This window comes from Metabacillus sp. KJ11-3, from assembly GCF_055808295.1.
The window spans coordinates 2,890,296-2,911,469 of sequence record NZ_CM147865.1 but is presented as its reverse complement, the minus strand read 5'-3'; the positions used below and the strand labels follow the sequence as shown (position 1 = coordinate 2,911,469).

Genomic DNA, 21,174 nt, shown 5'->3' with positions numbered 1-21,174 from the left:
GCTACTACCAAAAAGTCAGAAAGTATGATTGGAAAGCGAATTGGATATGGACTGCTATATCTTGTTCTTGCAGTTATTGCTGTCTTTCAAGTATATCCACTTATTTGGTTATTCTTCTTCTCATTAAAAGATAATCAAGAGGTATTTAGCAACTCTCCATTTGCTCTCCCAACAAATCCGAAATGGGAGAATTACACAACCGTTTGGACAGAGGGGAATATTAGTTTATATTTCTTTAATAGTGTTTGGATAACCGTATTAGCGGTTGTTTTAACAGTACTATTAGCGAGCTTCGTTACGTTCGCGATTACGAGAATGAAATGGAAGTTAAATAAATTAGTATTAGGTTTATTTATGGTAGGGTTGATGATTCCTGTTCACTCAACATTAATTCCGCTTTTTGATTTTTTCTTGAAGCTTAATTTAATTGATCATCCATTGTCAGTGGTTTTATCATATGTAGCTTTTAACCTGCCAATTACAATCATGATTTTAATGGGCTTTTATTACACGTTACCACGTGAGGTAGAAGAGGCTGCTGTTATTGACGGGTGTTCCATTCATCGTATTTTTTTTCAAATTACATTACCGATGACAGCTCCTGTTTTATCGACTACTGTCATTATCAATATGATATACAACTGGAATGAGTTTATTTTTATCAACACATTCATTAGTTCTGATAAATATAAAACATTAACCGTGGGAATTCAAAACTTTATCGGGCAATACATGACAGAGTGGGGGGCAATAGGTGCAACACTTATGATCAGTATTATTCCAATTTTAATTGCCTTCTTCTTCTTTAGTAATCGAATTGTAGAAGGAATTGCTGCTGGTTCTGTGAAAGGATAATTCTTACCTTTATTAACCATGGCTAAGTAAAATCTCTCTAAGTCAACTTATTGCTCGGAAGCTAGTAGGCTGTGAATGGGGTGAAGCAGAAGTGAAAGCTGATGCTGCCCATGTTGACTGATTAACACATCTCGCCTTATCTGTGTGGGGCTGAAGCGATTAAATTATATCCGGTCAAATATCCGGGTGTATGTATTATCCTAGGGGAGTAACAAACGTATATTATGGCTTGATGAACAAGAAAAAACCTTAAGTTAGGTAAAAATGAAGAATTTTACAGTGGTTCTTAATTGAATGAATAAACGATAAAAAGCTGATCGGGAAAAGGGTCAGCTTTTTGTGTTGGGAACGTTGTATGGTAAATATTTAAACATTTAAAAATTAATCTAGTAATAATAATGTAAGGGCTTTCGAAATAAGGTAAACTTATAGGATAAATGATGATTTTAAAAATCGAGGGGATGATGATCATGCTTAACGTGGGGATAATTGGAACAGGCTGGTTCAGCGGGGTTCATGCAAAGATATTGAATAAAATGGATGGGGTACAAATTAAGGCAATTTGTGGGACAAGTCAGGAAAAAGCAGATAAATTTGCTAAAGATTTCAATGATGTAAATGGGTATAGCTCTGTTGTTAATATGCTTGATAGCGAAAAACTTGATGCCGTTTACATTTGTGTTCCGCCATTTGCTCATGGAGAGATTGAATTAGAATTACTAAATAGAGAGATTCCATTTTTAGTTGAAAAACCACTGGGAGTTAATCTGGATATACCTGCAGACATTCTGACCAAGCTTCAAGATCAAACTCTTATAACATCAGTAGGGTATCACTTCAGGTACCGTGATTCGATTGCTTTACTAAAAAAAGAGCTGAATAGCAGTACACTTGGAATGGTGACAGGCGGTTGGATGGGGTCTATGCCTTTAGTACCTTGGTGGCGGAACCAAAGTACGTCAGGAGGTCAATTTATTGAACAGACAACTCATTCAGTCGATTTATTACGCTATACTGTCGGAGAAGTTGAGGAAGTTTATTCTTCATTCGGAAAAAGGTCTCTTTCTGAGCAATATGAGAATGTCTCTGTACATGATGTTGGTACTGTTATATTAAAGTTTCAAAATGGAGAAATTGCCAACCTTTCTAATACATGTATTTTACCAGAAGGAGATTCAAGTGTCGGGTTAGACTATTACACAAATGAAGGGATGTTTCATATCGGCTTTGATGGGTTGAATTCTTCAAAAAAAGGAACAACGTCTTCTTTTAAAGATGAAGCAAATCCTTATGAAAAAGAAAACAATGCTTTTATACACGCAGTCAAAACAGGTGATCGTTCAATGATTCTTTCAAACTATCATGATGCATATAAAACACATGCAGTGACTGTAGCGGCATTGCATTCAGCTGAAAAGGGGAAGCCTATTCGATTAAGTGAGTATTTAAATAAGGGAAAAATAGTTAGAACTTGAAATAGTACCTCATAAATTAGAGTTATTAAAGTTAATTTTTAAATGAGGTGAATCGGAATGACAACGTTAAATAGAATACTGGAAAATAAGATAATTGCTATCATTCGTGGAGCAGATCCAAATGATGTGATGAAAATAACCGAAGCACTTTTGAATGGTGGAGTGACGACAATTGAAGTGACAATGAATTCTCCGAAAGCATTGTCCGTTATTGAAAAAATAACAGAAGAATTTGGTGATCGAGTATTAGTTGGTGCTGGAACAGTATTGGATGCTGAAACGGCCAGACATGCAATATTGGCTGGAGCTAAATTTATCCTTTCGCCTACAGTTAATAGTGATACGATTAATTTAACGAAAAGGTACGGAGCTGTCAGTATACCAGGAGCCTTTACACCGACAGAAATTCTTTCAGCGTATGAAAATGGTGGTGATATTATTAAGGTATTCCCGGGGATTCTCGGTCCAAGTTACATAAAGGATATATTAGGTCCGCTTCCTCAAATTCCTCTCTTACCAACTGGAGGGGTTGATCTCGAAAATATTCATGCGTTTTTTAATGCAGGTGCAGTAGGCTGTGGAATAGGAAGTGCCCTTGTTAATTCGAAACAGCAAGTAAATGAGGAGTATATAAAACAGCTTACATCAAAAGCGAGGCAGTTTGTTTCAAAAGTAAAGGAGAGATCTGAATGAAAATTACCGGGTATGAGTTGTTCCAAGTTCCACCACGTTGGTTATTTCTTAAGATTATGACCGATGAAGGGATTATTGGGTGGGGAGAGCCTGTTATTGAGGGGAAAGCAGCCACAGTTGCCACAGCTGTAAAAGAACTAATGGAAGGATTAATTGGCAAAGATCCACATCGAATTGAAGATCATTGGAATATGATGTACAGGTCAGGATTTTATCGCGGCGGCCCGATATTAATGAGTGCAATTGCTGGAATTGATCAAGCTTTATGGGATATAAAAGGAAAATACTTCGAAGCACCTGTTTATGAACTTTTAGGTGGTGCTTGCAGAGATTCAATTCGAGTCTACTCATGGATTGGTGGTGACCGGCCGGCTGATGTTGGTATTGCTGCTCGAGAAGCTGTTGAGTCTGGATTTACAGCAGTTAAAATGAATGGAACAGAAGAGCTCCAAATCATTGATTCCTATGAGAAAATTGATCAAGCTATAGAAAGAATTGCAGCGGTCCGAGAAGCTGTTGGTCCTTATATCGGCATAGGGATTGACTTTCATGGGCGTGTTCACAAGCCAATGGCAAAAATACTTGCTAAAGAATTAGAAGTATTTAGACCAATGTTTATTGAAGAACCTGTCTTATCTGAAAATAATGAAGCTTTAAGAGAGATCGCCCAGGGAACAAGTATTCCGATTGCAACAGGAGAGAGAATGTATTCAAGATGGGATTATAAACAGTTATTTAACGATGGATATGTTGATATTATCCAACCCGATTTGTCACATGCAGGCGGAATTACCGAATGTAAGAAGATTATATCAATGGCGGAAGCATATGATGTTGCTGCAGCACCGCATTGTCCTTTGGGTCCCATCGCATTAGCTGCTTGTTTACAGGTGGATGCTACTTGCCATAACGCATTTATCCAAGAGCAAAGTCTAGGTATTCACTATAATGAAGGAAGTGACCTATTAGATTATATAGTTGAGAAAAATGTTTTTGAATATAAGGATGGATATGTAAATATACCAAATGGTCACGGATTGGGAATTGAATTAGATGAAGATCATGTTCGAAAACTGAGTAGAGTAGGCCATAATTGGAAAAATCCGATCTGGCGCCATAAGGATGGAAGTATCGCAGAGTGGTAATGAGAAAAAAGGATGAGCATGATTGTCTTGCTCATCCTTTTGATGTTAACTATTTAAAAATTTCACACATACAGGATCAGGAACCGATACTTCAGAATCTAATAAAGTTAATTTTCCTGTTTCTGTATCACGTGCGTATAGGACAAGGTTACTGCTTTCTTGATTTGATGCGATAACAAATTTTTCTGTAGGATCCAGGACAAAATCACGTGGCCAATTACCTTCTGTTGAAGTATATTCAATGAATGTAAGCTCACCACTTTCTGGATTCACACTGTAAAGTGCAATGCTGTCATGTCCACGATTACCTGCATAAACAAAGCGGCCGTCAGAAGAAATATGGATCGCACTACCTTGACTGTTTTCGGTAAAGTCCTCAGGAATGGCAGGGATGTATTGAAGTTCAGTGAATACTCCTGATTCCGGATTATAGCTTAAAGCAATCACTTCATTGCTCAGCTCTGTCATTACATAAGCAAACTTGCCATTTGGATGAAAGGCAATGTGTCTTGGGCCGCTGCCGGCCTTCACCAGCAATGTGTGAGCTTCTTTTAATTTACCGTTTTCATTTTTATAAGTAATAATTTTATCAATTCCCAAGTCAACAGCCACAACGAATTTTTCATCAGGTGTGAAGCCGGAATAGTGAGTATGAGGCTTTTCCTGTCTTTCGTGCGGGCCTTGACCAGTGTGCTCAACTACTGTAACAGCTGAAGATACTGTTCCACTTTCATTTACTAAAAATGATTCCACTGTACCTTTATGATAGTTAGCTGTCACAACCTGATTGTTTTGGCTATCCACACTCACATGACATGGAGAAGCACCATCAAGTAATGTGCGATTGATTTCAGAAAGCTCACCTGTTTCCTTGTTGATCGAGTAGGAAGCAACTCCACCTTGATTTCCTTCTTTTACAACAGCATAAAGATTTTTATTATCGTTGCTTATATTTACGTATGTAGGGTTGTCCAACTCTGCAGCCGGCTTTACATCACCGAGTTTTGCAGCATCAGTATCAAGTGTGAAGCTATAAACTCCTTTACTTTCACCTTTTGTGTATGTACCGATATAACCGATTAATTTAGGCAAGAGTTATTCTCCTTTCAATTTGTAATACCTATCATTATATCGTTAGTTAATTGGAAACAACAACATTTTCATATAGCTATTTGACTAAATATGCTACTATAATAGTATTTATATGGAATAGAAAAGGAGAAGGAAGATGCTGAAGCGGTTTTTTTCGTACTATATCCCTCATAAAAAGCTTTTTATTTTTGACTTTAGCAGTGCGATCATTGTAGCTCTATTAGAGTTAGCTTTTCCACTCGCGGTTCAATGGTTTATAGATTCTTTATTACCAACTGAAAATTGGTCAGCAATCGTATCTGTAAGTATCACTTTATTAGTTTTATATATTTTTAGTACATTCCTGCAGTATATCGTCAATTATTGGGGACATATGCTTGGAATTAATATTGAAACAGACATGAGAAAACAACTGTTTCAGCATGTACAGAAACAGTCATTTAAGTTTTTTGACAACACGAAGACAGGAAATATTATGAGTCGGATTACAAATGATTTAATGGATATTGGTGAGCTTGCCCACCACGGTCCTGAGGACTTATTTATTTCCATCATGACGTTTGTTGGTGCCTTCTGGATTATGTTCACAGTAAACGTTAAGCTTGCACTAGTAGCACTTATAATATTACCGTTTTTAGGCTGGCTTATTGTCGTTAGTAACTTAAAGATGAACAAAGCATGGAAAAAAATGTACGGAGAAATTGCTGATGTTAACGCCCGTGTGGAAGACAGTGTTTCAGGTGTCAGGGTTGTTCAATCTTTTACAAATGAAAGCTTTGAAAACAAACGCTTTTCAGTGAATAACTTAAAATTCCGTCAAGCTAAGTTAGGTGGATATAAAGTCATGTCCTTTAGCTTATCAGGAATTTATATGATGACTCGATTTGTCACACTGGCAGTTTTAGTCGTCGGAGCATGGTTAACCTATACAGGGCAGCTTACATATGGTGAGTTAGTTGGGTTTGTCCTATATATCAATGTCCTTTTTAAACCGATTGATAAAATTAGTGCTCTAATGGAACTTTATCCGAAGGGTATGGCTGGTTTTAAACGGTTTACCGAGTTGCTTGATATGGATCCGGATGTTCAGGATGTTAAAGATGCAGTTGAAGTTCAAAGATTGCGCGGAGATATTGCCTTCAAAGAGGTCACATTTGGCTATGATGAACATAAGCGGGTGTTGAATGGAATTGATTTGAACATATCTGCGGGAGAAACGATTGCATTTGTAGGGCCATCTGGTGCCGGTAAAACAACCATTTGTACTCTTATTCCTCGTTTTTATGATGTGGATAAAGGTTCAATCAAAATAGATGGTATTGATGTACGTAATATGACCAAACAATCACTTCGTTCCCAAATTGGAATTGTGCAACAAGATGTGTTCCTCTTTACAGGTACATTAAGAGAAAATATTGCATACGGAAAACTTGGAGCCACACAAGAAGAAATTGAAGAAGCAGCGAAGAGGGCTCATTTGGAAAGTTTTATTGAATCACTTCCATTTGGTTATGAGACACAAATTGGTGAACGTGGTTTAAAGCTATCTGGAGGGCAAAAGCAACGTATTGCTATAGCTAGAATGTTCTTGAAAAATCCGCCGATTCTCATATTAGATGAAGCGACTTCAGCGTTAGATACTGAAACAGAACTAATTATCCAGCAAGCTTTAACAGAGTTATCACAAAACCGGACTACTTTGGTGATTGCACATCGTCTTGCAACAATTCGAAACGCAGACCGTATTGTTGTTGTGACGGAGGATGGCATTGCTGAACAAGGTAAGCACGATGAATTAATTGAACAAGGTGGAATTTTTGCCAATCTTCATCGTGTGCAATTTCAGAGGTAATATTACAAAGTGGAACAGCGATGTTCCGCTTTTTTGAATTTGTGAAAAATTTCAAATGCGGCGAAAAAAGTAAATGAAGTGTGGTTGCGATTACAACATATAAATACCAAGAAACTACGGATAGACCTCATATTTTTCAAATAATCCGACTTCTAAAAACAGATTGACACCGATTCCTCTGTTATGTATTGTATTTGAGTATGTCTTTTTAGGAGGAATTTATGAATAATCATCAAGTGAAAATTACAACAGCAGATCCATCCGCAATAGGACTATTTGGTTTAGCAATGGTGACTCTTGTTGCATCATCACAAAAACTAGGGTTAACAGAAGGTTTATCGTTTATTTTACCCTGGGCATTCTTTTTAGGCGGACTAGCCCAACTGTTTGCCTGTGTTCAAGATGCAAAGCACAATAATATCTTCGGAACAACCGCATTCGGCGCATTCGGGTTATTCTGGTTTGGTGTTGGTGTGTCCTGGCTGATCCAATTAGGTGCTTTTGGGGAGAATTTAGCAGCAAACGCTGACCCGAAACAACTAGGTGTTGCGTTTATCGGCTATTTGATTTTTAGTGTATATATGACTATAGGTGCTATGGAAACTCATAAAGTATTATTCTTTATATTTGTTTTTATTGATTTCTTATTTATTGGGCTGTCATTAAGCACATTTGGCATTATGCACGAAGCTACTCATATGCTGGCAGCTGTTTCTGAGTTGATCATCGCATTGCTGTCCTTCTATGGATCTGCGGCAGTTGTTTTAAATACACATTTTGGCCAAGTTGTTTTACCTGTTGGTAAACCATTTGGTATTTTTAAAAAATAATGTAGTGAAGAGGCTAACAGCGATGTTGCCTCTTTTTTATAGAAAACACGCTCGAATTTTAGCGTATAATGTCTAATCGAAAATAAAAGGAGCATAATCGAAAATATATCCTTGGAATCGAAAAAAAGATCTAATAATCGAAAATATATTCCCAAAATCGAAAATAAATCTACCCACTCAAGTCTCGAATATTAGAAATCATTCATAAATGGAAGGGTATTAATGTTTCGGTGATGAAAATTACAAAATAATCTACTGAAAATAAAGGGAAGATTCGATCATTTTTGTTTTTGATTTTTTATATTAGAATATCAATATTCTTAATGTGCAATAAAAAAACAATACATGGACGTTAGCGAAATATATATTGCAATATTATATTTTGTATATTTATGAATAAAAATACATAGAGATGTTAAGTTGAGTCATCACTCACCTCTACGTTACAATGAAAAAAAGGGGGAGTGGGTTATGAAAAAGCATATAACAATCATTGGTGCTCCTATGGATTTAGGGCAATCCAGACGAGGGGTCGACATGGGACCAAGTGCAATTCGCTATGCAGGCGTTGTAGAACGATTAGAAATGCTAGATTATGAGATTCAAGATAAAGGGGATATTCAAATCGGAAGGCCTGGAAAAGAAGAGGAAACTTCCGCTGGAAGTAATTTGAAATATTTACAGGCTGTTTCAAAGGCTAGTCAAAAATTAGCAGAAGCAGTGGACGAAGTCGTAAAAAAAGGATCGTTTCCACTCGTATTTGGTGGTGACCATAGCATTGCGATTGGGACACTTGCGGGAATTTCTAAACATTATCAAAATTTAGGTGTGATTTGGTATGATGCACACGGAGATTTAAATACTGGTGAAACATCACCTTCAGGAAATATACATGGCATGCCATTGGCAGTAAGTCTCGGAATTGGACACCCTGATTTAATATCAATTGCAGGCTATACGGAAAAAATTAAGCCGGAGAATATCGTCATTATCGGTGCGCGCTCATTGGATGAGGGAGAAAAAATACTTATCCGTGAAAAAGGAATGAAAGTATACACGATGCACGAAATTGATCGCCTCGGGATGACAAAGGTAATGGAAGATGCAATCGCTTACTTGGAAGATAAAACAGATGGTGTTCATTTATCACTTGATTTGGATGGACTTGATCCAAGTGATGCACCTGGTGTAGGGACTCCCGTTTTAGGTGGAATTAGTTACCGTGAAAGCCATTTAGCAATGGAAATTTTAGAAGAATCAAAAATGATTACATCGGCTGAGTTTGTTGAGGTGAATCCGATCTTGGACGAAAAAAATAAAACAGCTGAAGTGGCTGTTGCGTTAATGGGTTCACTATTTGGGGAAAAGCTTCTATAAGTAAGGAGGAATAATGTTGAAAACTAGATCAGAGCAAGTCATTGAGCAAACAAAACAATATGGAGCAAATAACTATCATCCTTTACCTATTGTTATTTCCAAAGCAGAAGGAGTTTGGGTGGAAGACCCAGAGGGAAATCGATATATGGATATGCTAAGTGCTTATTCTGCAGTTAATCAAGGTCATCGTCACCCCAAGATTATTCAAGCCTTAAAAGATCAAGCTGACCGAGTGACCTTAACATCTCGTGCATTTCATAATGATCTACTTGGTCCATGGTATGAACGAATTACCAGCCTAACGAAAAAAGAAATGGCTTTGCCGATGAATACCGGAGCTGAGGCAGTAGAAACAGCTGTGAAGGCGATTAGGCGATGGGGGTACCAGGTAAAAGGTATCTTAGAGAACAAAGCAGAAATCATTGCATGTGAAGGGAATTTTCATGGTCGAACAATGACAGCAGTTTCTCTTTCATCTGATGAAGAATATAGAAAAGGGTTTGGTCCGATGTTGCCTGGTATTAAGATCATACCTTATGGTGACATACAGGCTTTAAAGGCAGCTATCACACCTAATACAGCGGGTTTTCTTTTTGAACCAATTCAAGGTGAGGCGGGAATTAATATACCACCATCGGGCTTTATGAAAGAAGCTTTTGAATTATGTAAAGCAAATAATATTTTATTTGTCGCAGATGAAATTCAAGCAGGTTTAGGACGCTCAGGAAAATTATTTGCCTGTGATTGGGAAGGGGTCATACCTGATATGTTCATTTTGGGTAAGGCGCTTGGTGGAGGTGTGTTTCCTATATCATGTGTGGTAGCGAACCGGGATGTTCTGGGCGTGTTTAACCCCGGGTCACATGGGTCAACATTTGGAGGAAACCCATTAGCCTGTGCGGTATCACTTGCATCACTCGATGTTATGGAAGAAGAAAAACTAGTCGAACGCTCTTTAGAATTGGGTACTTATTTTATGGAACAATTAAAGGAAGTAAAGAACCCGTTTATTAAGGAGATAAGAGGTAGAGGACTGTTTATTGGAGTTGAACTAACGGAACCTGCTCGTGGCTATTGTGAGAAGCTTAAAGAAAAGGGACTGTTATGTAAAGAAACACATGACACGGTTATCCGCTTTGCTCCGCCATTAGTCATAACAAAAGAAGAGCTTGATTGGGCAATCGAAAGAATCAAGCAGGTCTTAGCATAATGGATTTACTTTTTAGGGATGGTCTTTAATAGTAAGACTGTCCCTATTTTTCTTATAAACTATAATAAATCAGCAATCAATTGATTGACACATCTCAATTGGGGTATCATACTACAATTATTCATGTAAAGGAGTTAATAAAAATTGTCCAACTATATGAGAAAGATTGATTTTATATGAAAATCATTCATCATTCCTATAAAAGAAGAGGTCAAATTGAGTTTATGTTCGAAACATTTCCTCATTCTAAAGTAGTGTTTTCTCCTATAAAAAATTACTATTTTATAAGAACTGTACGGTGGAATCGGGAAGATCCTGTTGTTACACGAAGAGATTTGGAAAAAATGGAACTTGAAGTAAATGAGTTTTTAGGGAGTATTGAATGGTATAAACAGCGTAAAGCTTTTAAAAGCTTTGTAAATCATTAATAGATCGTATATATTGCAGTAGAAGGATAAAAGTTGTGTTTTACAGCGGAAGACTAGATGATAGAGGATCTAGTCTTCTTTTTTTGCTGTAAAAACTACTGTGTAGGAATACCTATTCTCACTATCGATGCATGAACCTTAATACCTGGTTTTCTTATGAAGAAATTATGAAAATATTACCGTAGACTTTGAAAAAATTAGGATAAAAGTTTCCTTTTTATTTACATTTTGGTTTAAACCTGTATTTATCCGGGTAGATATGATATTGGTATATAGTAGAAATTTTACAGGATATGTTTTTCTATCCAATTGATTTGGGTACTCACAATTTAAATAGATGAATACCGAAATATAAACTAGTTAAGGAGAGGAAGTAAATGTCTGGAATTATTCGTGTTACCCCTGCAGAGTTAGTGAGCATGGCCAACCGTTACTCTAGTGAAAGCAGCCAAGTAGGAGAGCAAGTTTCTCGTCTTGATACAATGATCCGCGAGCTTGAAGGTATGTGGGAAGGTGAATCAAGCAGAGCGTTTAGTGAACAATATCAGTCTTTAAGACCATCATTCATTCAAATGCAACAGCTGCTTGAGGACATCTCAACTCAGCTTAACAGCACATCTAAAGCACTTGAAGACGCTGATCAGCAAATTGCTAGTCAAATTAGAGGATAATGAAACAAAAGCGGAAGTTCCTTGTTTAGCCCCGATAAGCTAAGGCTCAAGCGAATAGAAGACGTGCTCTTTGTCTTCAATTCGTTTGTGGCTTATGACCTCGAGGGGCTAGGCACTGGCAGTCTAAGAACACGACATCCTGTCGCAACGACTGCACTTGCACGTCCTGTGCTTCGGAGCTGGATGTCAAGAGCACGCTATATAGCTTATAGAAGAAAAAAGCAGGGGCGCTCTTTAACGGACGCGCTCCTTCCTTATGAGGTGACGCGCGAATGTACATAGAAATCACAATTGACCTAAAAAACTATCAACAAGAAAGTTTTGATATCAGACTATCTAATTATCATTCTGTCAAAAAATTAATCGATATTGTCTGGCAAGCAAAAAGTTTGACTGAGCCGCCAAGACAAGGTGCCTGGGTAAGAGTAGTTAATAAACAAAAGGTTATTCACGGCACAGAACGACTTCATGATGCAGGAATACGAACAGGAGACAGAATTGAAATCTTATAAAGGAGAATTAGACATGTCAACAGAAACCAATCATACCTCATATCTAACAAAGCAACTGGAAGCTATTATCACTCGTAAAGAGCGGAATATGACATTCACTTTTCAGAAGGAAAAAGTGAAATTAGATAATCCTGCAGAAATCTCCTTTCTAACTGAATTAAATCCTACGATTGAAAAGGACATAGTGATGAAGGACGATGAGCTCACCATCCAATACAAACTCCCTAATACCTATTCTTTTCTCCTTTCCCAATTGAAACGTCTAGATGAGAAAGAGCGATTTGTTCTTGCCTATAAAATCGTGCAGTCAGTGAAGAGTCATAAACTTTCAAGAATCCATCTTGTTGTGTGTCCTGAAAATATCGTTGTGGACCAAGGGCTACATCCTTATTTTCTTCATTATGGAGTAAAAGAAAGTCTACCTCCTTATGAACAGAATGAAGAGAAATTGCTTCAGGAGGTAAAGGCGACGGTTGCTTCTGCAGTGGATACAACACATACATTCGATCAATACGTCCAGTTTTCTCAAACTCTAAAGCTTACATCATTAGTGAAAAAAATCATGGATGCAAAGGAATACCAAGACTTACTTGACATAATCGATGGTGAAATTCAAAGAGTTAACCATGAAAAATCACTTAAAATGACTGTTAATAAGAAAACATGGAAGCTAAATCGATATGTGTTAATTGGAATTACCTTATTGTTTATTCCTGCTATTATATATAGTTTATATTCATTATTTTCATTGCAGCCAAAGCAAGCCAGCTTTATTCAAGCACAGGAGGAGTTTTTGCGAAACAATTTTAGTGAGGTTGTAACAGAACTTCAGCCGTATAGCATTGAAGAAATGCCTAAGGTGACTCAGTATCAACTGTCTTTATCGTATATTGTGAACGAATCATTGACAGAGGATCAAAAAGAAACTGTTCGAAACACCATAACTTTACAAACAGATCCTCAATATTATGAATATTGGATTCGAATTGGCCGTGGTGAGGCTGAAGATGCACTTGATATTGCAAGATTTCTGGAAGATCGCGACCTTATCTTATTTGGATTATTAAAGCATAAAGAACAATTAAAGTCAGATGATAGTTTAGATCGAGAGGAAAGAGAGCAAGCATTAGCTGACATAGAAAACGAAATAAAGGAATATCAGCGAGAAGCAGAAGAGTCGGAACTTGCAGATGAAGAACAAGATCAGCCTGTATCGAATTCAGTTGAAGAAGAAACTCTAAGCTCTGAAACGGAAGGTGAAACGACCGAACAGAATACAAAGCAGCAAACACAGACAAAGCAAGAAAGCACACAAGAGCAAACAAAAACGGAGTAATAGAATTATCTGATGAATGAAATAACAGGTGGTGATCATATGGCGACGCTTTGGGTTTTTACAAAGCATACATACCAGGAAATTCAACTAAATAAAGGTTCAAAACAACAAACAACAATTGGTCCAAGCAAAGAGCATACAGTTACCATCCCGAGTATATCAAATACCTTTTTTGTAAAGTTTCATGATGGTCAATATTGGTTGCGAAATGATGTGGATCAGATAGAGACAAAACTGGAACATAATAAGGAGTATTTAATCGATGACGACGGAGAGAAGCTAAGGATTTACTTTGCATCAACTTTGAAAAGAAAAACCTACTATGTGGGACATTTAAAAGAAGTATCTTTTTCTTCCTTTGATCAAAGCACAAGCTTTTATAAGAAATATGATCTTGAAACTTCTCTTTCTCTTATCCAGCAATCAAATAATGGATTTCAACTATCAAGTCTAAATGGTGAGTTATTTAAAAATGGTCAAAAAATTGAAACACCAAGTTTATTAGAAACTGGCGATATAATCATGTGGGCATCGATGAAAGTCATCTTGCTTGAAGAGGATTTTATTCAAATTGAAAGTCCGGAAACGTATCAAACAAATTTACCTGAGGCTATTATCCCTTTATCAGAAATGAAAAAAAATATCCCGCCTACCGCAGAACACCTCGTATGGTATATGATTTGCCAGATGAAAAGGTACAGCTATCGTTTCCAACGCAAGATTCTCAAGGGTCAAATCGAAGCTTGTGGTTAATTATTTTGCCTCCACTTGTAATGCTGATCGTCATGGGACTTGTCGCATTTTTAATACCAAGAGGCATTTTCATCATTGTTTCATTAGTGATGTTTATGACGACGCTTGTGACCTCAACAGTTCAATACTTTAAAGATAGAGGAAATCAGAAAAAATCAAAGGAACGTCGAAAGCGAATTTACTCGAACTATTTACATTCGAAAAGACAAGAGCTTCAGCAGCTTGCTGATAAGCAAAAGGAAGTGCTTGAATTTCATTTTCCCGCATTTGAAAGAATGAAGTACTTAACAACTCAACTGTCAGATAGGCTATGGGAACGAACGATGGAAAGTCCTGACTTTCTGCAATTTCGTCTTGGGACAGGAACAGTTCAAGCAAGCTACACGATTTCTTCTTCTGCTTCAGATATGTCCAATCGTGAAATGGATGAGTTGCTTGAAGAATCCCAAAAACTTGAAAGAGCATACAAAAACCTTTCAAACCTACCGATTACAGCCAATCTATCTGAAGGAGCAATTGGATTAATTGGGAAAGACCGTGTATTAAAGAATGAGCTACATCAATTAGTTGGTCAACTGGCCTTTTTTCATAGCTACCATGATCTAAGGTTTGTGTTTATCTTTGATGAACAAGAATACAAGGAATGGGAGTGGATGAAGTGGCTGCCACATTTTCAATTGGCAGGATCCCATGCCAAAGGATTTATCTATAATGACAGAACAAGGGATCAATTATTATCTTCTCTTTACGAAATGGTAAGAGAGAGGGATCTCGAAGAGGAAAAAGAAAAGATAAGGTTTTCTCCACATTATGTGTTTATTGTTACAAACCAACAGCTAATTTCTGATCATGTCATATTAGAGTATCTGGAAGGAAATCATCAGCATCTAGGGATTTCGGTTATTTTTGCAGCAGAGGCAAAGGAAAGCTTATCAGATAATATTCACACACTTATTCGTTATATCAATGACGAACAAGGTGATATATTAATTCAGCAGAAAAAAGCAGTCAAAATTCCATTTGTATTGGATGATCACAACAGATCCGATAATGAAATGTATGCAAGGATGCTTCGAACACTTGATCATCAAACAGGGATGACAAACTCGATTCCGGACTCTGTTTCCTTTTTGGAAATGATGAATGTGAAAAATGTTGATCAGCTTCCTATTGAACAAAATTGGCTAACAAGAGAGTCAGCGAAATCATTAGGTGTTCCAGTTGGATTAAAAGGAAAAGCAGAAACCGTTGATTTGAACCTTCATGAAAAAGCACATGGACCACATGGGCTGCTAGCAGGGACAACAGGTTCAGGTAAAAGTGAGTTTTTACAAACGTATATATTGTCACTTGCTGTCCATTTCCATCCACATGAAGTGGCCTTTCTTCTTATTGATTACAAGGGTGGTGGAATGGCACAACCGTTTAAAAATATGCCGCATCTTCTTGGGACCATTACGAATATTGAAGGAAGTAAAAATTTCAGTATGCGGGCCCTTGCTTCTATTAAAAGTGAGCTAAAAAGACGTCAGCGCTTATTTGACCACAATAGTGTGACACATATTAATGATTACACAAGACTTTATAAAAGTGGAAAAGCAGAACTGCCATTACCGCATCTGTTCTTAATCTCTGATGAATTTGCTGAACTGAAAGCCGAAGAACCTGATTTTATTAAGGAATTAGTCAGTGCTGCGCGTATCGGAAGAAGCTTGGGTGTCCATCTTATTCTTGCCACTCAAAAGCCGGGTGGTGTTATCGATAACCAGATTTGGAGTAATGCACGCTTCAGAGTTGCATTAAAAGTTCAGAACACAGAGGATAGCCGAGAGATCCTAAAGAATGGTGATGCAGCTGCTATTACACAAACAGGTCGTGGATATTTGCAGGTTGGAAACAATGAAGTGTATGAATTATTTCAATCTGCATGGAGTGGGGCACCATATCATGAGGAAGAATCTCTTGATATCGAGGATGAAATCGCGATTGTCACAGACCTTGGATTAATTCCACTTTCCGAGGTAACGGTTCAAGATCATAAGCAAAAAGAAGTACTAAGTGAAATTGCCGTTATTGTTTCAAAAATAAACGAGTTACAAGAAAAATTAGAGCTTAAGAAGTTACAAAGTCCTTGGTTGCCACCACTGCCAGCTCGACTATACCCAGTCAAGCAAAAGGAACAAAGAGATAAACAGAGTATTATGTTTACTCGAATTGATGAGCCGGAAAAACAAAGCCAGTCTGATTATTCTTATAACGTATTAGAAGATGGAAACATCGGAATATTTGGTTCTGCCGGTTATGGTAAAACAAGTACAATGCAAACATTACTTCTTGGTATGGCAAAAGCATTTACTCCAAAGGAAGTTCATTTTTATTTAATGGATTTTGGAAATGGTGGGTTATTACCTTTGAGGCAGCTCCCGCATACAGCGGATTATTTTCTGCTTGATCAAGAGCGGAAAATTGAAAAGTTCATGAATATTTTAAAAGACGAAGTGGCAAGCAGGAAGAGGCTTTTCCAAAAGAAAGAGGTTAGCTCAATTAAAATGTACAATGCCTTAAGTGAAGAACAACTTCCGCTTCTCTACTTAGTTGTTGATAATTTTGACCTCGTCAAGGAAGAAATGCTCGATTTGGAGCAGCAACTAAATACCTTTGCACGTGATGGCCAATCATTAGGTATTTATATCATGCTGACAGCCACACGAATTAACTCTGTTCGTCAATCATTGATGAATAACTTACAAACCAAAATTGTCCATTACTTAATGGACCAAACAGAAGCCTACACAATGTTGGGACGATTACCATTTGCTCCGGAATCAGTACCGGGAAGAGCGATCGTGAAGAAGGACGAAGCATTCTTTTCTCAAGTTTACCTTCCAGTTGAAGGAAAAGATGATTTTGAGCAAATGGAAAACGTGAAAAAACTAGTGCAACACCTAAAAGATGAATATGTCCATGTTGAGAAGCCTGCTCCTGTACCGATGCTGCCGACTGAGCTTACGATGGCTAATTTTGCCGCTTACATAGAAGGAAAAGAGGGATTACTACCAATCGGCTTACATGAGGAAACAGTTAAGCCTGTTTATGTCAACCTTACTAGATCTAAGCACTGTCTCGTACTCGGTCAAGCGCAAAAAGGTAAAACAAATACATTAAAGGCATTTATTCATACCGCATTGGTGCAACAATTGGAACATGTTGCGATCTTTGATTCGATTGATCGAGGCTTGTCTGCTTATATTGGAGATGACAGACTTGTTTATTTGGAAGGTAAGGATCATGTAGCATCCTGGCTTGAAGCGATTGAAAAAGCAATGGTAGATAGAGAAGCCAATTACCAGCAATTGATTCAGCAAGGAAAACCATTGAAGGCTAATCAGCCAGTGTTACTCATTGTGGATGGATACGCAAACTTCCTGACAAAACTGGATAATCCCCTGCAAGATAAACTTGTTCGATTGATGAAAAATTACAGCCATTTAGGCTTTAACATCATTGTATCCGGCAGCAACAATGAGTTAACAAAAGGATATGATCCATTAACTCTTGAAATAAAACAAATCCGTCAAGCAGTCGTGTTAATGAAAAAATCTGAACAAACGATGTTCACTCTTACCTATGACCGGAAGGAACCGGAAATACAGCCAGGTTACGGCTATTATGTTGAAAATGGAAAAGAACAAAGTATTCAAATTCCGCTTGTTCATGTAGAACGGAAGGTGCAAATATAAGTATGAAACAAACATCAACTATTATTAAACTACTAGTCGCAATTACATTAATCGTCATTACACCCCTTCTTTTTTTCACGCAATCGGTGATAACCCGTTCAAGGTTGAAAAAGCAAGTGCAGCACAATCAATTGCGATTATTAACGAAGACACAGGTGTTGAAGAAGAAGGAGAAAAAATTCAGCTTGGTGAAAATGTTGCAAGCATTTTAAGCGAAAACTCAAATTTTGAATGGACAGTTGTCGGCAGAAGTGCCGGTGAAAATGGGCTGCTAAGTCAGAAATACGATGCTGTTGTCTATTTGCCATCAAACTTCTCTGAAAATGTGATGTCTTATGATGAAAGTAACCCTGTGAAAACAAACTTTGAATACAAAGTTCAAAGTCAACTAAATGCAGTCAATAAAGAAAAAGTGTTACTAGAGCTTGAGAAAGCAACGAAAAAAGTGAATCAAAAAATCTCGACTCTATACTGGAATTATGTTTCAGCAGATTTAGAAAATGTTCGTGCTGAATTTGATGAAATTCTTCAAAAAGAAATTGCTTTTCAGGAAGCAATGACAGCATTCTACAAGCCTAGCTCAAAAGATTTAGCTGGACAAATTGAAGAACAAAAGGTGATGCTTGCTAGTCTTCAGTCATCGATTCAGCAAGCGGGAAGTCAAACACCTGATCAAAAATCAATGCTTGAAACATATGAGAAAAGTTTAGCAAGCTTTGTAGAATATGTTGAAACATACAAGGAGTACCAAGATAAACAACAGCAAATATTAGCAGACATTCAATCACAAGCGATTCAAACAGTTAGTAAAGCAACAAACAATCAACAGCCATTATTTGTGCAATCCATTCGTCTATTTGAAGACGAGGGAAGTTCGATTGTGGAAAGCATGCAGAAATTAAACACTAAAATGACTCAGTCACAGCAGCTTTTTACACAGCTCGAGGAACAAAGATATAGCCAGGTCGCAAGACAGATAAGTGATTACTATGATTTTCAGAAAAAGGTTTTAGATTTTTATCAGCAATATAAAGATACGTTAATTTTGGATGATACGCAGAAAAAGCTAGAGGAGTATAGTTTAGCTCTAGCTGAACAACCTGAAGTACCAGAGAAACCAACTGATCCAAAACAACCAGAGAATGAAGAGGAAACAAAAACAACAGTATTGTCTGCAAATCAGGATGAAAAAACTGAAACTCAACATGATAAGAAAGAAGAGGAAAACCAAGACAATTTTGAACAACCACCTGGTAAAAACCCAGATGTACCAACAGATCTACCTGAAACGGAAAAGCCAGATGGTAAATATGTAGATTTAGAGAAAGAAAAATCAGAGATTAGTAGTATTGCAGGAGAAATAACAAAGCTCAAAGATGAGTTAGCATCCCTAAAAGACCTTGAAATGATTACAGCCGAAAATTTAGAAGGTACATTAACTGGTTTACAAGGATTGCAAAATCGCTTAGAAACTTTAAATACAGATTTAGCGAAAAAGGAAACAGATGGAGAAAATCCACTTCAATCTGTATTAAATAAGCTGCAACAAACTCTAAATGAAACGGTTGAATCAACATCAAAAACAATTAAAGAATTAGAAGATAAAGTCAGTACTGTGACAGGTGAAAGGGATAAGCTGCAGGAGGATAAAGCTAAATTAGAGAAAGAAAAAGAGGATCTCCAAAAGCTTTATGATGAACTTCTTATCAATTTTACTGCTGTAGACGAAGAATTAAAGCTATACAAAGACTATGAAGCTAGCATTAAAGATGAAATTAATAAAAAGGAAAAAGCTATTTTAGCATCACAGGCATTGTCTGAAACAAGGAAGAAGAATATTTCTGAAATTCTTTCCAAGGAAATAAATAGTAAAGATCTTCTCGACATGATGTTCTACTACTCTTATCTAGATCGTTACCACGCAACATTAACAAGTATGGTATCAGAGGATAAAGCTAAAACTGCAACATTAAAAGATGAATATCTACAACAGGAAGCAAATAAAATTGTTGCGATTACATCAGAAGAGCAGGGGAACTGGGATGTCATGAGAGAAGAAATCCCAACAACGAAGGATGCTTTAACAACAATTGAAGACAACTTCACAGTCTTTATGGTTGAATACCGAAAAGCAGTTGATGACAATCAAGCGAAGCTTATGGAAAGCTTAGATGCTATTCAACAGGAAGCACAAACGGTTCTTGAGCAAATTCAACAGCCTGAAAAAATGCTTTCAATATCAACTCCTACTTCAACTGTCGAAGGCCAACAAATGATTTTAGGTTCAGAACAAATCAGCAATCAAATGGATTCAATCCACACTTGGCTAGGTTCAGTTCAAGAAAGTCAAGGCGGTATTGTTGATTACACGAGTGAATTACAAAGTAGAATCAATGATGTTCAAGCAGATGCTGATAAGCTAAATCAAAAATGGGCAACAAATGTGGCATCAACTGAGCTTATTCGTGACGACGTATTTAGTGTACTCGGAAATGCGTTTGTTGATGGCCAATCAAATGGTTATGTGTATGACTTTTTAACAAATCCATTAAAAATAAGTGGAGATGTTCCAGAACAAACAGAAAGTACCACAGTGAAAAATATCCCACCGGTTGTTGTCTTGTTTATAGTCTTAGTTTCCAGCTTACTAATAGGGTACACAAGCTATTATTTCAAACAACCACCATTATGGATTCAGGCGATTTTATTTGTCTTATTGAATCTAATTGTTGGATTTTTCATTAGCCTATTTGGACTTGAAATATATCCATTACGAGAAGAAAGTGCAGTGGAATGGACTGTGTTTACAATCTTCCTATTAATGGCGGGTTCTGCCATAGTAAGAGTTGGATTTGCGGTTCACCAGCTTGTAGGAACATTTATAACAGTTGGAATGGTTATTTTCTATGTGACACCATTGCTTGCCTTGACAACACCAAACTTCAGCTTCCAAGATCCGATGTCAAAGGTGTACATGAGTATCCAGTATGGAACTGAATCCCTGTTTACCCAAGCAATGATTGCACTTTGCTGTATACTGTTAGGACTGGGTGCACTGCAATACTTTATTGGAAGATCTGAGTTCGTTTCAGTTGACAAAGGATCGGAAACTTATGATGCGTAAGCATTGGGTAATGTTGATTTCGTTTTTATTCTTTGTCGCAAGCTTTCTGCTGTTACCAAATCAAACCGTAATAGCAGAAAC

General features: G+C 37.2%; 15 protein-coding genes and 1 pseudogene. 15 read left to right on the top strand and 1 reads right to left on the bottom strand.

All coding sequences use genetic code 11. The features are described from left to right. Positions 1-24: 24 nt before the first annotated feature. The 4 genes from AC0L8O_RS14785 to dgoD all read left to right on the top strand — a co-directional run bounded on the left by AC0L8O_RS14785 (position 25) and on the right by dgoD (position 4,168). Entirely contained in the window at positions 25-855 is an 831-nt protein-coding gene (locus AC0L8O_RS14785) for a carbohydrate ABC transporter permease (RefSeq protein WP_226527842.1), read from the top strand. A 470-nt stretch (positions 856-1,325) separates the two neighbouring features. Next, positions 1,326-2,330 (top strand): Gfo/Idh/MocA family protein, encoded by a 1,005-nt coding sequence (locus tag AC0L8O_RS14780; protein WP_473443349.1) that lies wholly within the window; start codon positions 1,326-1,328, stop codon positions 2,328-2,330. Positions 2,331-2,387: 57 nt separating this feature from the next. Then, the gene (locus tag AC0L8O_RS14775; RefSeq protein WP_026561768.1) at positions 2,388-3,023 is read left to right on the top strand and encodes a bifunctional 4-hydroxy-2-oxoglutarate aldolase/2-dehydro-3-deoxy-phosphogluconate aldolase; all 636 of its coding nucleotides are present in this window, start codon (positions 2,388-2,390) and stop codon (positions 3,021-3,023) included. After that, positions 3,020-4,168, top strand: coding sequence for a galactonate dehydratase (gene dgoD / locus AC0L8O_RS14770; protein ID WP_473443347.1), 1,149 nt, complete (start codon positions 3,020-3,022; stop codon positions 4,166-4,168). The genes AC0L8O_RS14775 and dgoD overlap by 4 nt, the downstream gene beginning before the upstream one ends. Positions 4,169-4,213: 45 nt before the next feature. On the opposite strand, the gene AC0L8O_RS14765 is transcribed toward dgoD, so the two are convergent. Continuing rightward, positions 4,214-5,260, bottom strand: a complete 1,047-nt coding sequence (locus AC0L8O_RS14765) for a lactonase family protein (protein ID WP_473443345.1) — start codon at positions 5,258-5,260, stop codon at positions 4,214-4,216. A gap of 136 nt (positions 5,261-5,396) precedes the next feature. Here AC0L8O_RS14765 and AC0L8O_RS14760 point away from each other — a divergent pair, with 136 nt between their 5' ends. The 11 genes and pseudogenes from AC0L8O_RS14760 to esaA all read left to right on the top strand — a co-directional run bounded on the left by AC0L8O_RS14760 (position 5,397) and on the right by esaA (position 21,093). Continuing rightward, a complete protein-coding gene (locus tag AC0L8O_RS14760; RefSeq protein ID WP_473443343.1) occupies positions 5,397-7,112 on the top strand; it encodes an ABC transporter ATP-binding protein in 1,716 nt (571 codons plus the stop codon). 221 nt (positions 7,113-7,333) lie between these two features. Beyond that, positions 7,334-7,942 carry an acetate uptake transporter gene (locus AC0L8O_RS14755; protein WP_473443341.1) on the top strand — a complete coding sequence of 203 codons (609 nt, stop codon included), beginning with the start codon at positions 7,334-7,336 and terminating at the stop codon, positions 7,940-7,942. A gap of 471 nt (positions 7,943-8,413) precedes the next feature. After that, a complete protein-coding gene (gene rocF, locus AC0L8O_RS14750; protein WP_473443339.1) occupies positions 8,414-9,319 on the top strand; it encodes an arginase in 906 nt (301 codons plus the stop codon). Between the two features lie 13 nt (positions 9,320-9,332). Then, the gene (locus tag AC0L8O_RS14745; protein ID WP_473443337.1) at positions 9,333-10,529 is read left to right on the top strand and encodes an ornithine--oxo-acid transaminase; all 1,197 of its coding nucleotides are present in this window, start codon (positions 9,333-9,335) and stop codon (positions 10,527-10,529) included. 176 nt (positions 10,530-10,705) lie between these two features. Then, the gene (locus tag AC0L8O_RS14740; RefSeq protein WP_473443335.1) at positions 10,706-10,957 is read left to right on the top strand and encodes a hypothetical protein; all 252 of its coding nucleotides are present in this window, start codon (positions 10,706-10,708) and stop codon (positions 10,955-10,957) included. 377 nt (positions 10,958-11,334) lie between these two features. Next, a complete protein-coding gene (locus AC0L8O_RS14735; RefSeq protein WP_026562742.1) occupies positions 11,335-11,628 on the top strand; it encodes a WXG100 family type VII secretion target in 294 nt (97 codons plus the stop codon). 272 nt (positions 11,629-11,900) lie between these two features. After that, positions 11,901-12,140 carry an ESX secretion system protein YukD gene (gene yukD / locus AC0L8O_RS14730; RefSeq protein ID WP_473443333.1) on the top strand — a complete coding sequence of 80 codons (240 nt, stop codon included), beginning with the start codon at positions 11,901-11,903 and terminating at the stop codon, positions 12,138-12,140. Positions 12,141-12,153: 13 nt separating this feature from the next. Continuing rightward, positions 12,154-13,476 carry a type VII secretion protein EssB gene (gene essB / locus AC0L8O_RS14725; RefSeq protein ID WP_473443331.1) on the top strand — a complete coding sequence of 441 codons (1,323 nt, stop codon included), beginning with the start codon at positions 12,154-12,156 and terminating at the stop codon, positions 13,474-13,476. A 39-nt stretch (positions 13,477-13,515) separates the two neighbouring features. Continuing rightward, positions 13,516-17,969, top strand: a pseudogene (gene essC / locus AC0L8O_RS14720) (type VII secretion protein EssC). A 2-nt stretch (positions 17,970-17,971) separates the two neighbouring features. After that, positions 17,972-18,181, top strand: coding sequence for a hypothetical protein (locus tag AC0L8O_RS14715; RefSeq protein WP_473443329.1), 210 nt, complete (start codon positions 17,972-17,974; stop codon positions 18,179-18,181). After that, positions 18,100-21,093, top strand: coding sequence for a type VII secretion protein EsaA (esaA, locus tag AC0L8O_RS14710; RefSeq protein ID WP_473448911.1), 2,994 nt, complete (start codon positions 18,100-18,102; stop codon positions 21,091-21,093). The genes AC0L8O_RS14715 and esaA overlap by 82 nt, the downstream gene beginning before the upstream one ends. Positions 21,094-21,174 lie beyond the last annotated feature (81 nt).

Bases quoted from the DNA above. Each gene is read 5' to 3' on its own strand.
- AC0L8O_RS14785 (WP_226527842.1), top strand. From the start codon at position 25: ATGATTGGAAAGCGAATTGGATATGGACTGCTATATCTTGTTCTTGCA.
- AC0L8O_RS14780 (WP_473443349.1), top strand. From the start codon at position 1,326: ATGCTTAACGTGGGGATAATTGGAACAGGCTGGTTCAGCGGGGTTCAT.
- AC0L8O_RS14775 (WP_026561768.1), top strand. From the start codon at position 2,388: ATGACAACGTTAAATAGAATACTGGAAAATAAGATAATTGCTATCATT.
- dgoD (WP_473443347.1), top strand. From the start codon at position 3,020: ATGAAAATTACCGGGTATGAGTTGTTCCAAGTTCCACCACGTTGGTTA.
- AC0L8O_RS14760 (WP_473443343.1), top strand. From the start codon at position 5,397: ATGCTGAAGCGGTTTTTTTCGTACTATATCCCTCATAAAAAGCTTTTT.
- AC0L8O_RS14755 (WP_473443341.1), top strand. From the start codon at position 7,334: ATGAATAATCATCAAGTGAAAATTACAACAGCAGATCCATCCGCAATA.
- rocF (WP_473443339.1), top strand. From the start codon at position 8,414: ATGAAAAAGCATATAACAATCATTGGTGCTCCTATGGATTTAGGGCAA.
- AC0L8O_RS14745 (WP_473443337.1), top strand. From the start codon at position 9,333: ATGTTGAAAACTAGATCAGAGCAAGTCATTGAGCAAACAAAACAATAT.
- AC0L8O_RS14740 (WP_473443335.1), top strand. From the start codon at position 10,706: ATGAAAATCATTCATCATTCCTATAAAAGAAGAGGTCAAATTGAGTTT.
- AC0L8O_RS14735 (WP_026562742.1), top strand. From the start codon at position 11,335: ATGTCTGGAATTATTCGTGTTACCCCTGCAGAGTTAGTGAGCATGGCC.
- yukD (WP_473443333.1), top strand. From the start codon at position 11,901: ATGTACATAGAAATCACAATTGACCTAAAAAACTATCAACAAGAAAGT.
- essB (WP_473443331.1), top strand. From the start codon at position 12,154: ATGTCAACAGAAACCAATCATACCTCATATCTAACAAAGCAACTGGAA.
- AC0L8O_RS14715 (WP_473443329.1), top strand. From the start codon at position 17,972: ATGAAACAAACATCAACTATTATTAAACTACTAGTCGCAATTACATTA.